Below are 14587 nucleotides of genomic sequence, written 5' to 3'. Positions count from 1 at the left end.
CGCACACGCAACTTCAAAGCAATTCGCGCAGCCGGTGCTTGAGAATTTTTCCCGTCGATGCCGCGGGCAATGCCGCAAGCACCTTCACTTCGGCGGGGCGCTTGTAGGGCGCAAGGCGTTCGGCGCACCACGCGGCAAGCTCAACCGGTGTAACGGTCGCGTGAGCCGCCAGTTCGACGAACGCGATCACTTCCTCGTTGCCCTCGACTGCGCGCCCGATCACCGCCGACTGCACGACTTGCGGATGCGCGTTGAGCACATGCTCGACCTCGGCGGGATAAACATTGAAGCCGGAGCGGATGATCAGGTCCTTGCTGCGTCCGACGATATGCAGCGCGCCATCGGCGTCCTGCCGCGCGAGATCGCCGGTTTTCAGCCAGCCGTCTTCGGTTACTGCGGCGCGCGTTTGCTCCGGGTTGCGGTAGTAGCCGAGCATTACGTTCGGGCCGCGCACCCATAGCTCGCCGATTGCGCCGGGCGCGGCGTCCGCGCCGTCGAGTTCGACAAAGCGCACTTCGACGCCCGGAATCACTTCGCCAACCGAACAGTCCGCGCGCGGCGCATCGAGCATGGTCTGCGAGACAGTCGGACTGCTTTCGGTCATGCCGTAGCCGTTATGCAGCGGCAAACCGTACACGCTTTCGACGTGGGCTTTCAGCGCCGCGTCGAGCGGCGAGCCGCCCGAATACACAAAGCGCAGATGCGGCGCGCGCCATTCATGCCCGTGCGTCTGCAAATGCTCGAGCAGTTTGGCGTGCATCGCGGGCACGCCCTGAAAGATCGACACGCGTTCGTCGGCGAGCGCGCGGCGCACGGCTTCGGGCGCGAAGCGCGGCGCGAGCCGCAAGGTCGCGCCGGCGTGCAGACTGCCGAGGCACACCGACGCGAAGCCGTACACGTGCGAGATGGGCAGCACGGCATAGACCACGTCGTCGGGACGAACCTGGCGCAGCCGGCTCGACACGGTGGCGATAAAAAGCAGATTGCGATGCGACAGCATCACGCCCTTTGGCGCGCCGGTGGTGCCGGTCGTGTAGATCAGCGCCGCGCATTGGCGCTCGCTCGCGGCTTCGACCGGTTCCGCTTGCGCTTGCGCCGAATCGTCCACCACGTAGGACCACGCGCCGATGTCCGGCGTCATGCCCGGCGCCGTACGTGCCTGATGACGCTCTGCATGCTGGCTCGCATCGACCGAGCTTTCGACCATATACGCGGTGACGCGCGGCTTCGCGTGCGCGCGGATCGCGTCCAGTTCCACCGCCGACAGACGAGCGTTCGACACCAGCGCCCACGCGTCGAGCCGCGCCGTGGCGAACAGCAGCACGATCTGCGCGATGCTGTTCTCGGCGACGATCATCACGCGGTCGCCGCCTCGCACGCCCCATTCGCGCAGCAACGCGGCGGCGGCGTCCACGGCCTCCATGAGTTGCGCATTGGTGAGACGACGCGCGTCCTCGATCAACGCAATGTGTTGCGGATCGCGCGCGGCGGCCAGCGCGGGAATATCGGAAATGCGCGCGGGGAGGGCGGCCAGCAGCGCGGGAACGTCTATCGTGGAGCGTAAAGCGGAAGCGGTGGTCAAGTGCGTCTCCTAAGGGCGATTGCGTGACCGGCGTGCATCGCGCCGGAAGATTTTCGAACGATCGTGCCACAATGCCCGAAGCCGCACAATTGGCCATTCGGCAAATAGCCGTTGTGCAAAGTCGCCATTACAATGCGCCGATGAGCAAATCCAGACACGTTTCCGAAACGCCCGCCACGCAGTTTCTGCGTCGGCACGGCGTGGCTTTCGGCGAGCATCCGTACGATTATGTGGAGCATGGCGGCACCGGCGAATCGGCGCGTCAGCTTGGCGTAGACGAGCATCAGGTCGTGAAGACGCTCGTCATGGAGGACGAGCACGCGAAGCCGTTGATCGTCCTCATGCACGGCGACCGCACGGTCAGCACGAAGAACCTCGCGCGGCAGATCGGCGCGAAGCGCGTCGAGCCGTGCAAGCCCGAAGTGGCGAACCGTCATTCCGGCTATCTGATCGGCGGCACGTCGCCGTTCGGCACGCGCAAGCAGATGCCGGTGTACGTCGAGTCCACCATTCTGGAGATGGAGCGCATCTGGCTGAACGGCGGCCGGCGCGGTTTTCTCGTCAGTATCGAGCCGAAAGTGCTGACCGGATTGCTGCGCGCGAAGCCGGTGCAGTGCGCGAGCGTCGATTGACGTTTGCCTGAATGTTTCCGCGGTGCGCGCGTTCGGTAGAATGTGCGCCGCTTCGGTTCGCCGCCGCGTGCTGCGTGCCGGCCTTCGTTCCCTGTTGCGGTTGAGGTATCCAGTTGCAGACCGCCGATCCTTATAAGAGTCACAGATGCAAAACCTGATCGTTGCTGTCGTTGCCTACCTGATCGGTTCGGTGTCGTTCGCCGTGATCGTGAGCGCCGCGATGGGGCTCGACGACCCGCGCTCGTACGGCTCGGGCAATCCCGGCGCGACCAACGTGCTGCGCAGCGGCAGCAAGAAGGCCGCGATTCTCACGTTGATCGGCGACGCCTTCAAGGGCTGGTTGCCCGTGTGGTTCGTCGCGCATTTCGGTGCGCGCTACGGGTTCGACGATACGTCGGTGGCGATTGCGTGCGTCGCCGTGTTTCTCGGCCACCTGTATCCGGTGTTCTTCCGCTTCAAGGGTGGCAAGGGCGTGGCGACGGCCGCCGGCGTGTTGCTCGCGATCAATCCGGTTCTCGGCCTCGCCACGCTTCTGACGTGGCTGATCGTGGCGTTCTTCACGCGCTATTCGTCGCTGGCGGCGTTGGCTGCGGCAGTGTTCGCGCCGATCTTCGACGGCTTTCTGTTCGGGCCGCACGTCATCGCGCTGGCGATCGTCGTGATGAGCTCGCTGCTCGTGTGGCGTCATCGCGGCAATATCGGCAAGCTGATGCGCGGCGAGGAAAGCCGCATCGGCGATAAGAAGAAGGCGGCGGCTGCGAGTGCGGTGAGCGGCGAGGATCGTTGAGCGGGTGCAGCGCCGCTGAAACCGGCGCTGCGTCGATGACATAAACGCTCAGTCGCGGAAGTTATTGAAGTCGAGCGGCGTGTCCGTCACGTCCTTGCGCAGCATCGCGATCACGCTTTGCAGGTCGTCGCGTTTTCCCCCGGTGATGCGCACGGCGTCGCCCTGAATGCTCGCCTGAACCTTGATCTTGCTGTCCTTCACGAGGCGCACGATTTTCTTCGACAGATCGCCCGACACGCCCTTCTTGATCTTGATGACCTGCTTGACCTTGTCGCCGCCGATCTTCTCGATCTTGCCGTAGTCGAGGAAGCGCACGTCGACGTTGCGCTTGGCCATTTTGGAGATCAGCACGTCTGTGACCTGGCCGAGCTTGAAGTCGTCATCGGCGTAGGCGGTGATTTCGTTTTCCTTGTGTTCGACGCGCGCGTCCGACCCCTTGAAGTCGAAGCGGGTTGAGATTTCCTTGTTGGACTGCTCGATCGCGTTCTTGACTTCGATCATGTTCGCTTCGCAGACGACGTCAAACGATGGCATTGCATTCTCCCAATAGTGCGGCGGTGCGCGACGCGGCCGGCGGCTCGTCGCGGGGCACTCGCTATAATCACGGACCAGCGTCATTTTACCGACGCAACCCTCATTTGCCCAAGGCCGCCGCGCGGGCCCGCAGCTCACGGCAGTTTGCCCGCCCCATAGTTCTCATTCCGATGTCTCAAACCGATTCCGCCGAGTTCATTGCCGGCTATCCGCTGAAGGCGCACAACACCTTTGGTTTCGACGTCCACGCGCAGTGGGCGTGCCGCATCGAGCGTGAAGCGCAGTTGCCGGCCGCGGCGCACGATCCGCGCATTGCCGGCTTGCCGCGGCTCGTGCTCGGCGGCGGCAGCAATGTCGTGCTGACGCGCGACTTCGCGGGACTGGTGCTGCTCGTGGCGCTGCGCGGACGCCGCGTCGTCGGCGAGGACGACGAAGCCGTCTATGTGGAGGCAGCCGCCGGCGAGCCGTGGCACGAGTTCGTCGGATGGACGCTGTCGCAGGGTTTGCCGGGCCTCGAAAACCTCGCATTGATTCCAGGCACGGTGGGCGCCGCGCCGATTCAGAACATCGGCGCGTACGGGCTGGAAATGTGCGAGCGCTTTGCGTGGCTGCGCGCCGTGGAACTGGCTTCCGGCGAGTCGGTCGAGTTCGATGCGCGGGCCTGCGCATTCGGCTACCGCGACAGCTTTTTCAAGCGGGAAGGGCGCGACCGTTTCGTCATCACGTCGGTTACGTTCCGTTTGCCGAAAGCCTGGCAACCGCGCGCGAACTATGCGGATCTCGCTCGCCAGCTCGCTGCTGACGGCTACCACGCGGACGGCAAGGAGCCGGATGCGCAAGCCATCTTCGACGCGGTCGTCGCCGTGCGGCGCGCCAAACTTCCCGATCCGCTGGAACTCGGCAACGCGGGCAGCTTCTTCAAGAATCCCGTGGTGAACGCCGATCAGTTTGAAGCGCTGAAAAGCCGGGAGCCGGATGTCGTGTCCTACGCGCAGCCGGACGGGCGCGTGAAGCTCGCGGCGGGCTGGCTGATCGACCGATGCGGCTGGAAGGGCCGCTCGATCGGCGCCGCCGCCGTGCACGAGCGCCAGGCGCTGGTGCTGGTGAATCGCGGCGGCGCGAGCGGGGCGGACGTGCTGGCCCTCGCGCGTGCGATCCAGCATGACGTGCTGGAGAGATTCGGCGTCGAGTTGGAGGCGGAGCCGGTTTGCTTGTGAGCGTGCGGGCTTGTAGGGCAAAGTAACGCCGCTTTGCCGGTGTTTTACAGCGCGCATGAAGAAAGGCGCCGCGAGTTTCCTCGCGGCGCCTTTCTTTTCGTTGCATCTATCGCGCTAGCGGGAAACCCTGTTTAACCGCAAGGTTTCCGCCAAGCCAAGCCACGCCTCGACAACGCTCCGCTTAACCGCGCTGACGGCGCGCGTTCTCCGCGATCCGCATACGCAACGCGTTCAGCTTGATGAAGCCGCCGGCGTCGGCCTGGTTGTAGGCGCCGCCGTCGTCGTCGAAAGTGGCGATGGTCTTGTCGAACAGCGTTTCCTTCGAATCGCGAGCGACGACCGACACGCTGCCCTTGTAGAGCTTCACGCGCACCCAGCCGTTGACCTTCTCCTGCGTGTGGTCGATCAGCACCTGAATCGCGCGGCGCTCCGGGCTCCACCAGTAGCCGTTATAAATCAGCGCGGCGTAGCGAGCCATCAGGTCGTCCTTCAGGTGCGCGACTTCGCGGTCGAGCGTGATCGACTCGATGCCGCGGTGCGCCTTCAGCATGATCGTGCCGCCCGGCGTTTCATAGCAGCCGCGCGACTTCATGCCGACATAGCGGTTTTCCACCAGATCCAGACGGCCGATGCCGTGCTTGCCGCCAAGACTGTTCAGCTCGGTCAGCATTTCGGCCGCCGACAGACGCTTGCCGTTGATCGCGACCGGATCGCCGTGCTCGTATTCGATGTCGACGTACTCGGCCTGATCCGGCGCCTGCTCCGGCGACACGGTCCAGCGCCACATGTCGGCTTCCGCCTCGGCCTTCGGGTCTTCGAGGTGACGGCCTTCGAACGAAATGTGCAGCAGGTTCGCGTCCATCGAGTACGGCGCGCCGCCTTGCTTATGCTTCATTTCAATGGGAATGCCGGCTTTTTCCGCGTACGCGAGCAGCTTTTCGCGCGACAGCAGATCCCATTCGCGCCACGGCGCGATCACCTTGATGCCCGGCTCGAGCGCGTAGTAGCCCAGTTCGAAGCGAACCTGGTCGTTGCCCTTGCCGGTCGCGCCGTGCGACACGGCCTGCGCGCCGGTGGCGCGGGCAATCTCGATCTGACGCTTCGCGATCAGCGGACGCGCGATCGACGTGCCCAGCAGATATTCGCCTTCGTAAATCGTGTTGGCGCGGAACATCGGGAACACGAAGTCGCGCACGAATTCTTCACGCAGGTCTTCGATAAAGATGTTGTCCTGCTTGATGCCCAGTTGCAGTGCCTTCTTGCGCGCCGGTTCCAGCTCTTCGCCCTGGCCGATGTCGGCCGTGAACGTGACGACTTCGGCGTCGTAGTTGTCCTGCAACCACTTCAGGATGACGGAGGTGTCGAGGCCGCCCGAATAGGCGAGCACGACTTTCTTGATATCGCTCATGGTGAACTCGTAGCTGGAGAAAGCGGGAAAACAAGGCGCGCCGGCGGTTCCGGAGCGCGGAAAACAACTATTTTGACACTAAAACGGCGCGCGTCCGCGCTTTTGGCTGTTGCGGCGAATATTGCGGAGCGCTGGTGAGGCTGCTGCGGGCCGAAGCGCGGTGCGCGATACGCGGTCCCGGCGCGGAAGGCTTGCGTCGTAGTCAAGGCGGAACGCCGCGCCGCGCTTCACGCAAATGCCGCGCGCCAATGCGCTCAGTGATTGAGCTTGCCGAGCAGCAGATATTCCATCAGCGCTTTTTGCACGTGCAGACGGTTTTCCGCTTCGTCCCATACGACGCTTTGCGGGCCGTCGATCACTTCGGCGCTCACTTCTTCGCCGCGATGGGCTGGCAGGCAGTGCATGAAGAGCGCGTCGGCGTGCGCGCGCGACATCATTTCCGCGTCGACGCACCAGTCGGCGAAGGCTTTCTTGCGCGCTTCGTTTTCGGCTTCGAAGCCCATGCTGGTCCACACGTCGGTCGTGACGAGATCGGCGCCCGCGCACGCTTCGTTCGGATCGTCGAATTCCTCGTAGAACGGCGCGCTTTCCGCGGCGACGAAGCCGCGGTCGAGCTTGTAGCCCGGCGGCGTGGAGAGGCGCAGCTTGAAGCCGAGAATCTGCGCGGCTTCGATCCACGTGTAGAGCATGTTGTTCGCGTCGCCGACCCACGCGACCGTCTTGCCGCGAATCGGACCGCGATGCTCGAAATACGTGAAGATGTCGGCCAGCACCTGGCACGGGTGATATTCGTTTGTCAGCCCGTTGATCACCGGCACGCGCGAATTTTCGGCAAAGCGCTGAATGATGTCCTGACCGAACGTGCGGATCATGATGATGTCGACCATGCGCGAGATGACCTGCGCAGCGTCTTCGATAGGTTCGCCGCGGCCGAGCTGCGTGTCGCGCGTGCTCATGAAAACGGCGTGCCCGCCTAACTGGAAAATGCCGGCTTCGAACGACAGGCGCGTGCGCGTCGAATTCTTTTCGAAGATCATGGCGAGCGTGCGGTCGTGCAGCGGATGGTAAGTCTCGTAGTTCTTGAACTTGCGCTTCAGAATTCGCGCGCGCTCCAGCACGTACTCGTAGTCGTCTAGCGAGAAATCCTTGAACTGCAGATAGTGGCGAATTTTCTTGGCGGTCATGAAACAAATACGGCGGTCTCACCCGGCAGGATTGCCGGACGGCGCCGCCGTCGTTTTGTGGTAACTCAATGCAGCATAAAGGATTTCGCCTCATTTGACGAGTGGGCCAAAAGGCCGGGAAAGCGCTTTGAAAGCCGCGCTGCGCTGCCGAAACAAGCTTGTGTGCAGTGCGGAAAAAGGTCCGCTGCGCTATAATCTGCGGGTTATTCAAAGGCCCAGCAGGCCCGTGCTTCGTGGTGAGGGCACAGGCGTCGCGTGGCGGCTCGAGCGGTTCGCAAGGCGCCGCCTTTGTGCGTGATGCTTCGTTGATGCGCCGTTTCGAGCTAGGCACACCGCGTGCGTCACTCCGCGCACGTCAGAGCGGCCAGACCGCTTTGCACGATCCTGCGGCGGCGCTCTCTGGAGCGGTTCACTCGCCGGGCACAGCGTTTCGAAATCCGTTTTGTTGCTTGCTGTCGCCGTCATCCGCTGGGCAGTCACACAGGTATTTCTACATGGCCGAAGCAGCTCCAACCGAATACTTCATTCAGGGCATCACGTCGACGGGAAAAAGATTCCGGCCGAGCGACTGGTCGGAGCGTCTCGCAGGTGTGATGTCATCTTTCGGACCGGGTGCCAGAAAGGGCCCCAACGCCTACATGCAGTACTCGGTGTACGTCCGGCCGACCATGATCGGCGACCTCAAGTGCGTGATTCTCGATTCGCGCCTGCGCGACATCGAACCCATGGCGTTCGACTTCGTCATGAACTTCGCCAAAGACAACGACCTGGTGGTAACGGAAGCGTGCGAGCTGGAACTGGAGCATGCGCCGCCGCCGCAGACGAAGCGGCACATCATCTAGCGCCAGCGAAACCGGCTCGCAGAAAAGCAAAAACCCGCCACATCGGCGGGTTTTTTCATGCTGGCGTTGCTGCGCCAATCGGCCATTCTCTTCCGCTACGCGCGCGTGGCAAACAAAAAAGCCCGCCAAAGCGGGCCTTCATGCGCAGCGGAAACAGGAGGTAGCCCGCCGGAGCGGGCCGACCGGAATTACTGGGCTGCGGGAGCCTGCAGACCCTTGATGGCTGCGGCGAGGCGGCTCTTATGGCGAGCTGCCTTGTTCTTGTGAACGATTTTCTTGTCGGCAATGATGTCGATGGTCTTCGACGATGCCTGGAAGATTTCAGCGGCCTTGGCCTTGTCGCCGGCGTCGATTGCCTTGCGCACTGCCTTGATGGCCGTGCGGAACTTCGAGCGCAGTGCCGAGTTGTGCGAGTTTGCCTTGGCGGCCTGGCGGGCGCGCTTGCGTGCTTGTGCGGAGTTAGCCATGACGGTTCCTTATCCTGTTCCTGTTTCCAGTACCTGACCTTCAAGTGGTGAGGCGCTGCTTTTAGATCCGAACTCTTGGAAGCGATTGCCCAAGAGCGCAAAAGTGTCGAAAAACGATCGAACTACGCGAAGGCGGGCCCGTGTTTGCGGCGCCATGTTCCGGCATATCTGAAGGAAGTGGCGGCCCATATTCGTTCACATTCGTGACACCTGGCGCCGACCTCGACCCTCGTCCGGAAGCCGTCCGAGAACTGAGCGAGCTTCGAAACCGGCGATTATAGCAACAAAATCAGGGACGTGGCAACGGGAATGCATGCCGCGCCGCCGGCTCGGGGGAGGCCAGACCCGCCCGCGCGAGTCGGATTGCTGCCCGGCCGCGGTTCACCGCGCCCGAGCGCGGCCCGTTTGCACAAGCCCTTGCCGGCCGCCCACGGCGCGCGCGAAAAAATGCAGCGGAATTCGCCGCCCCAACCGAACGTCTCTAGAGGAAATCGGTCCGAATCGCTTCCTGGCTCGTCGTCCGCCTTTGCGGCACCCTTATAATAAGCGCCCCATGAATCTATTCCGAGCCCTGCTGACGGTCAGCGGTTTCACGCTGTTGTCGCGCGTGACCGGACTGGCCCGCGAAACGCTGATCGCGCGCGCGTTCGGCGCCAGTCAATACACTGACGCGTTCTACGTCGCCTTCCGCATTCCCAACCTGCTGCGCCGCATTTCCGCCGAAGGCGCGTTTTCGCAGGCCTTCGTGCCGATCCTCGCCGAGTTCAAGAACCAGCAGGGACATGACGCCACCAAGGCGCTCGTCGATGCCACCTCGACGGTGCTCGCCTGGGCGCTCGCCGTGCTGTCGCTCGTGGGCGTGCTGGGCGCGTCGGGCGTCGTGTTCGTAGTCGCGTCGGGCCTCGCTCACGAAGGCCAGGCCTACGCGCTCGCGGTCACGATGACGCGCATCATGTTCCCGTACATCATCTTCATTTCGCTGACGTCGCTCGCGTCCGGCGTGCTGAACACGTACAAGAACTTCTCACTGCCCGCGTTCGCGCCGGTTTTGCTGAACGTGTCGTTCATTGTCGCCGCGGTGTTTTTCGCGCCGCGCATGCACACGCCGGTCTATGCGCTTGCCTGGGCAGTGATCGCGGGCGGGTTGTTGCAGTTCGTCGTGCAACTGCCGGGCCTCAAGAAGATCGACATGGTGCCGCGCATCGGCCTGAATCCGCTGCGCGCGCTCGCGCATCGCGGCGTGAAGCGCGTGCTGTGGAAGATGGTGCCGGCCATGTTCGCCGTCTCCGTCGCGCAAATCAGCCTCATCATCAATACGAATATCGCGTCGCGCATCGGGCCGGGCGCCGTCTCGTGGATCAATTACGCGGACCGGCTGATGGAATTTCCGACCGCGCTGCTCGGCGTCGCGCTCGGCACGATCCTGCTGCCGAGTCTATCGAAGGCGCACGTCGATGCCGATCCTCACGAATATTCGTCGCTGCTCGACTGGGGTTTGCGCGTCACGTTTCTGCTCGCTGCGCCGAGTGCGGTTGCGCTGTTCTTTTTTGCTGAGCCGTTGACGGCCACGCTGTTTCACTACGGCAAGTTCGACGGCAACGCGGTCGTGATGGTGGCGCGCGCGCTGGCCGCTTACGGTGTCGGCCTGATCGGTCTGATTCTGATCAAGATCCTCGCGCCCGGCTTCTACGCGAAGCAGGACATCAAGACGCCGGTGAAGATCGGCATCGGCGTGCTGATTCTTACGCAGTTGAGCAACTACGTGTTCGTGCCGATCTTCGCGCATGCGGGGCTCACGCTGAGCGTCGGGCTCGGTGCTTGCGGCAACGCGCTGTTGCTGTTCCTCGGATTGCGCAAGCGCGGCATCTATACGCCGTCGAGCGGCTGGCTCAAGTTCTTCGCGCAGTTGTTCGGCGCGTGTCTGGTCCTCGCGGGCACCATGCGTTGGCTGTCCATCAGCTTCGACTGGATCGGCATGCATGACCGGCCCATCGACCGCATGGCGCTGCTCGCTGCCTGCCTCGTGCTGTTCGCGGCGCTATATTTCGGTATGCTTTGGCTGATGGGCTTCAAGTACGCGTATTTCAAAAGGCGAGTGAAGTGATGACGATCACGCGGGTTCTCGACTATTTCAGCACGCTCGTCGCCGAAGACGAGAGCTTGCCGCTGACAGAGGCGGCGCTCTCGCTCGCGCAGGACGCTTACCCGGACCTCGATCTGCAAGGCACGCTGGCCGAGATCGACGAACTGGTGGTGCGCCTGCAGCGCCGCATGCCGGATGACGCGGACATCCGCCAGAAGGTCGGCATTCTGAACCGGTTCTTCTTCCGCGAGTTGGGTTTTGCCAGCAATCTGAACGACTATTACGACCCCGACAACAGCCATCTGAACGCGGTGCTCAAACGTCGCCGCGGCATTCCGATTTCGCTCGCGGTGCTGTATCTGGAGATGGCCGAGCAGATCGGCATTCCGGCGCGCGGCGTATCGTTTCCCGGTCATTTCCTGTTGCGTGTCACGACACCCGACGGCGACGTGATGCTTGATCCGACGAGCGGACATTCGCTGTCGGAATCGGAAATGGTCGACATGCTGGAGCCGTATGTGGCGTCGGCCGGCGAGTCGGTGAGCCGGGCGCTGCGCATGCTGCTGCAGCCGGCCACGCGGCGCGAGATCATCGCGCGTATGTTGCGCAATCTGAAGTCCACGTATTTGCAGACCGAGCGCTGGCAGCGCCTGCTTGCGGTGCAGCAGCGTCTCGTGATCCTGTTGCCCGACAGTATCGACGAGATTCGCGACCGCGGTTTTGCGTATGCGCGCCTGGACTATTTGCGCCCGGCGCTGGAAGACCTTGAGCGTTATCTCGGCGAGTGCCCGGATGCGGAAGACGCGACCGTCGTGGAATCGCAGTTGCAGGAGTTGCGGCAGCGCACGCAGCATAACGATCGCGACTAGCGAGCATTAAAGCCGTCAACGGTCGTTAGGCCGCGCGCTAAAAACAGAACGCCTGGACGCGATTCGCGTGCAGGCGTTTTTCGTTATCGCGGCGGCAAATCGCAACGGCAATTCGCGGCGCGTCGTTACTTCGGCTGCATGCGAATCGCGCCGTCGAGACGGATCACTTCGCCGTTAAGCATCGGATTGTCGAGAATCTGCTTTGCGAGCATTGCGTATTCGATTGGTTTGCCGAGGCGCGGCGGGAACGGCACCATCGCGCCGAGCGCGTCCTGCACTTCCTGCGGCATGCCGAGCAGCATCGGCGTTTCGAAGATGCCGGGAGCGATCGTCATCACACGGATCGCGTTGCGCGACAGGTCGCGTGCGATAGGCAGCGTCATGCCGACCACGCCGCCTTTGGACGCCGCGTAGGCCGCCTGTCCGATCTGGCCGTCGTAGGCCGCGACCGACGCCGTGTTGATGATCACGCCGCGTTCGCCGTTCGCATTCGGCTCGTTCTTCGACATCGCAGTGGCCGCGAGGCGAATCATGTTGAACGTGCCGATCAGATTGATCGAGATGGTGCGCGCGAACGCGTCGAGCGGATGCGGGCCGTCCTTGCCGACGGTCTTCGCGGCGGGCGCGACGCCCGCGCAATTGATGAGGCCGCGCAGCGTGCCGAGTTTCGTCGCGGCTTCGACGGCTCGCGTCGCGTCGTCCTCGCGGCTCACGTCGCATTTGACGAAAACGCCGCCGAGTTCCTTGGCGAGCGCCTCGCCGGCGTCCTGATTCAGGTCGGCGAGCACCACCTTGCCGCCGTTCTCCGCGAGAAGGCGCGCGGTCGCGGCGCCGAGCCCCGATGCGCCGCCGGTGATCAGGAATGCGTTGTCACGAATCTCCATCTCTGCTCCTTTCCTTGATACGGTAAGTAACGTCCAGATCGAATATCTTTTCGATCATGGATGATCCCACATCGCCATCGCCGAGGAGCAAATTAAAACGGCCGTGCTGAAGGCATAAAAAAACCCGCCGGAAAGAGGCGGGTTTTTTGCCAACGCAAGCTGCGGCGTTGAATTACTTCAGCGCGTCGAACACGCGGTCGCGGATTTCCTCGACCGTGCCGAGGCCGGAGATGCGGCGGTATTGCGGCGCCTTCAGCGAAGTGGTCGCGTCGCCGTTCTTCGCCCAGCCGTTGTAGTAGTCGATCAACGGCTTGGTCTGCGCTTCGTACACCTGCAAACGCTTCTTGACGGTTTCTTCCTTGTCGTCCTCGCGCTGGATCAGCGGCTCGCCCGTCACGTCGTCGAGACCTTCCACCTTCGGCGGATTGAACTTGACGTGATACGTGCGGCCCGACGCGGCGTGCGAGCGGCGGCCGCTCATGCGCACGATGATCTCGTCGAACGGCACATCGATTTCCAGCACGTAGTCGATCGCGACGCCGGCCTGCTTCATCGCCTCAGCTTGCGGAATGGTGCGCGGAAAGCCGTCGAACAGATAGCCGTTTGCGCAGTCCGGCTGTTGCAGACGCTCTTTCACCAGGTTGATGATCAGCTCGTCTGTGACGAGTTCGCCTGCGTCCATGAAGCGCTTCGCCTCGAGGCCGAGCGGCGTGCCTGCCTTGACGGCCGCGCGCAACATGTCACCGGTGGAAATTTGCGGGATGCCGAATTTTTCCTTGATGAAGTTTGCCTGAGTGCCCTTACCCGCGCCGGGCGCACCCAAAAGAATCAAACGCATGTGTATCTCCAGATCTATGTGAATTCTTGGTGGCGCTGCGGTCGTCCCACGAGGGGCAAGGGACCCGGGTCGGCTGCCGCTTCGCGTTTCGCGCTGCACGTCGACGACGGCGCTGCTGAAACACGTACGGCGCGACCGGGCAAACCCTGGCTCTCGCTAATCACGGGAGGCGCGCACAAGCGTCCGATTATGCCACGGGTTTTTACGCTCAAGACCCGAATAAAGCCCGCACGCGCGCGAGGTCCGCGGGCGTGTCCACACCCGGCAACGGCACTTCGGGCGTGACCAGGACGGCGATGCGTTCGCCGTGCCACATCGCGCGCAATTGCTCGAGCGCTTCGACCTGTTCGATCGGCGAGATCGCGAGTTCGGGGTAGCTGCGCAGGAATTTCGCGCGATACGCATACAGCCCGATATGCCGATGAACCACGGCGGGCGAGGGCGGCACAGGCATCGACGCGACGTTGGGCCAGTGCGGCTGATAGGCGTCGCGTGCCCAGGGAATCGGCGCGCGCGAGAAGTAGAGCGCGACGCCGCGCGCGTCGAGCACGACCTTGACGACGTTGGGATTGAAAATCTCCGCGGCATCGGCGATAGGATGCGCCGCGGTGGCGATCGCGCAATCGCTGCGTGCCGCGAGATGCGACGCGACGCCACGCACGAGAGACGGATCGATCAGCGGTTCATCGCCTTGCACATTGACCACGATCGTCTCGTCGCTCCAGCCGAATTGCGACGCGACTTCGGCAAGACGGTCCGTGCCCGACGGATGATCGGCGCGCGTCAGCACGGCTTCGAAACCATGCTCGCGGGCGGCGTCGAGTACCGACTGAGCGTCCGATGCGATCAACACCTGCTCGGCGCCCGATTCGCGTGCGCGCTCGGCGACCCGCACGACCATCGGCTTGCCGCCGATATCGGCGAGCGGCTTGTTGGGCAGACGGGTCGACGCAAGGCGTGCCGGCACGACGGCAATGAACGGGGGCGTGGCGGAGTCGGTGTGGGTCATCGGAGAGATGAGGAAGTGGGGGAAGAGGAGAGGGAGGTGGTGTGGGGTGCGTCAGGGGGGTGGGAGCGGGAGCGGGCTAACGAGGGCTGACAATTTTGACGAATCAACGAGGGCCAACAAGCCAACAAGCCACGCGATGAGCTGCGAGCCGAGGAGCCAGCCAAGTCCCGAGCCGCAAGCCAACCGGCACAACCGGCCAACGAGCCACCTTGGCAACCGGCACACTAATCTTGCACCAATCGCCGCTTCGT

14 protein-coding genes are annotated in these 14587 nt (G+C 63.2%); 6 read left to right on the top strand and 8 right to left on the bottom strand.

Annotation, left to right across the window (positions count from 1 at the left end):
• Nucleotides 1-13: 13 nt before the first annotated feature.
• Nucleotides 14-1582 carry a class I adenylate-forming enzyme family protein gene (locus CUJ91_RS14475; protein WP_114156434.1) on the bottom strand — a complete coding sequence of 523 codons (1569 nt, stop codon included), beginning with the start codon at nt 1580-1582 and terminating at the stop codon, nt 14-16.
• Nucleotides 1583-1722: 140 nt separating this feature from the next.
• Between CUJ91_RS14475 and ybaK the strand changes: the two genes are divergently transcribed.
• Nucleotides 1723-2214 carry a Cys-tRNA(Pro) deacylase gene (ybaK, locus tag CUJ91_RS14470; RefSeq protein WP_114156741.1) on the top strand — a complete coding sequence of 164 codons (492 nt, stop codon included), beginning with the start codon at nt 1723-1725 and terminating at the stop codon, nt 2212-2214.
• Between the two features lie 145 nt (nt 2215-2359).
• Entirely contained in the window at nt 2360-3001 is a 642-nt protein-coding gene (plsY, locus tag CUJ91_RS14465; protein ID WP_053858676.1) for a glycerol-3-phosphate 1-O-acyltransferase PlsY, read from the top strand.
• 48 nt (nt 3002-3049) lie between these two features.
• On the opposite strand, the gene CUJ91_RS14460 is transcribed toward plsY, so the two are convergent.
• Entirely contained in the window at nt 3050-3535 is a 486-nt protein-coding gene (locus CUJ91_RS14460; protein WP_006050047.1) for a YajQ family cyclic di-GMP-binding protein, read from the bottom strand.
• 170 nt (nt 3536-3705) lie between these two features.
• On the opposite strand from CUJ91_RS14460, the gene murB reads away from it, so the two are divergent.
• Nucleotides 3706-4752: a UDP-N-acetylmuramate dehydrogenase gene (murB, locus tag CUJ91_RS14455; protein ID WP_006050048.1), complete on the top strand. Its 1047-nt coding sequence runs from the start codon at nt 3706-3708 to the stop codon at nt 4750-4752.
• 181 nt (nt 4753-4933) lie between these two features.
• Here the strand turns inward: murB and CUJ91_RS14450 are convergent, their stop codons facing one another.
• Nucleotides 4934-6160, bottom strand: a complete 1227-nt coding sequence (locus CUJ91_RS14450) for an argininosuccinate synthase (protein WP_006050049.1) — start codon at nt 6158-6160, stop codon at nt 4934-4936.
• 254 nt (nt 6161-6414) lie between these two features.
• On the bottom strand, nt 6415-7344 hold the full coding sequence (argF, locus tag CUJ91_RS14445) for an ornithine carbamoyltransferase (protein WP_006050050.1): 930 nt from the start codon (nt 7342-7344) through the stop codon (nt 6415-6417).
• Between the two features lie 494 nt (nt 7345-7838).
• Between argF and CUJ91_RS14440 the strand changes: the two genes are divergently transcribed.
• On the top strand, nt 7839-8186 hold the full coding sequence (locus tag CUJ91_RS14440) for a DUF3579 domain-containing protein (RefSeq protein WP_006050051.1): 348 nt from the start codon (nt 7839-7841) through the stop codon (nt 8184-8186).
• A gap of 188 nt (nt 8187-8374) precedes the next feature.
• On the opposite strand, the gene rpsT is transcribed toward CUJ91_RS14440, so the two are convergent.
• Nucleotides 8375-8653, bottom strand: a complete 279-nt coding sequence (gene rpsT / locus CUJ91_RS14435; RefSeq protein WP_006050052.1) for a 30S ribosomal protein S20 — start codon at nt 8651-8653, stop codon at nt 8375-8377.
• Between the two features lie 553 nt (nt 8654-9206).
• Between rpsT and murJ the strand changes: the two genes are divergently transcribed.
• Entirely contained in the window at nt 9207-10757 is a 1551-nt protein-coding gene (murJ, locus tag CUJ91_RS14430; RefSeq protein ID WP_006050053.1) for a murein biosynthesis integral membrane protein MurJ, read from the top strand.
• 5 nt (nt 10758-10762) lie between these two features.
• Nucleotides 10763-11605 carry a SirB1 family protein gene (locus CUJ91_RS14425; RefSeq protein ID WP_029968099.1) on the top strand — a complete coding sequence of 281 codons (843 nt, stop codon included), beginning with the start codon at nt 10763-10765 and terminating at the stop codon, nt 11603-11605.
• Between the two features lie 125 nt (nt 11606-11730).
• Here the strand turns inward: CUJ91_RS14425 and CUJ91_RS14420 are convergent, their stop codons facing one another.
• From CUJ91_RS14420 to kdsB, 3 genes are all read right to left on the bottom strand, one after another.
• The gene (locus CUJ91_RS14420; protein ID WP_006050055.1) at nt 11731-12489 is read right to left on the bottom strand and encodes a 3-hydroxyacyl-CoA dehydrogenase; all 759 of its coding nucleotides are present in this window, start codon (nt 12487-12489) and stop codon (nt 11731-11733) included.
• Nucleotides 12490-12661: 172 nt separating this feature from the next.
• On the bottom strand, nt 12662-13327 hold the full coding sequence (adk, locus tag CUJ91_RS14415; RefSeq protein WP_006050057.1) for an adenylate kinase: 666 nt from the start codon (nt 13325-13327) through the stop codon (nt 12662-12664).
• A gap of 208 nt (nt 13328-13535) precedes the next feature.
• Nucleotides 13536-14336: a 3-deoxy-manno-octulosonate cytidylyltransferase gene (gene kdsB / locus CUJ91_RS14410; protein WP_107708673.1), complete on the bottom strand. Its 801-nt coding sequence runs from the start codon at nt 14334-14336 to the stop codon at nt 13536-13538.
• Nucleotides 14337-14587 lie beyond the last annotated feature (251 nt).

Source organism: Paraburkholderia graminis (assembly GCF_003330785.1).
GTDB lineage: Bacteria > Pseudomonadota > Gammaproteobacteria > Burkholderiales > Burkholderiaceae > Paraburkholderia > Paraburkholderia graminis.
Note: the sequence above shows the minus strand (reverse complement) of the source record. Positions and strands in the feature narration are given on the sequence as shown.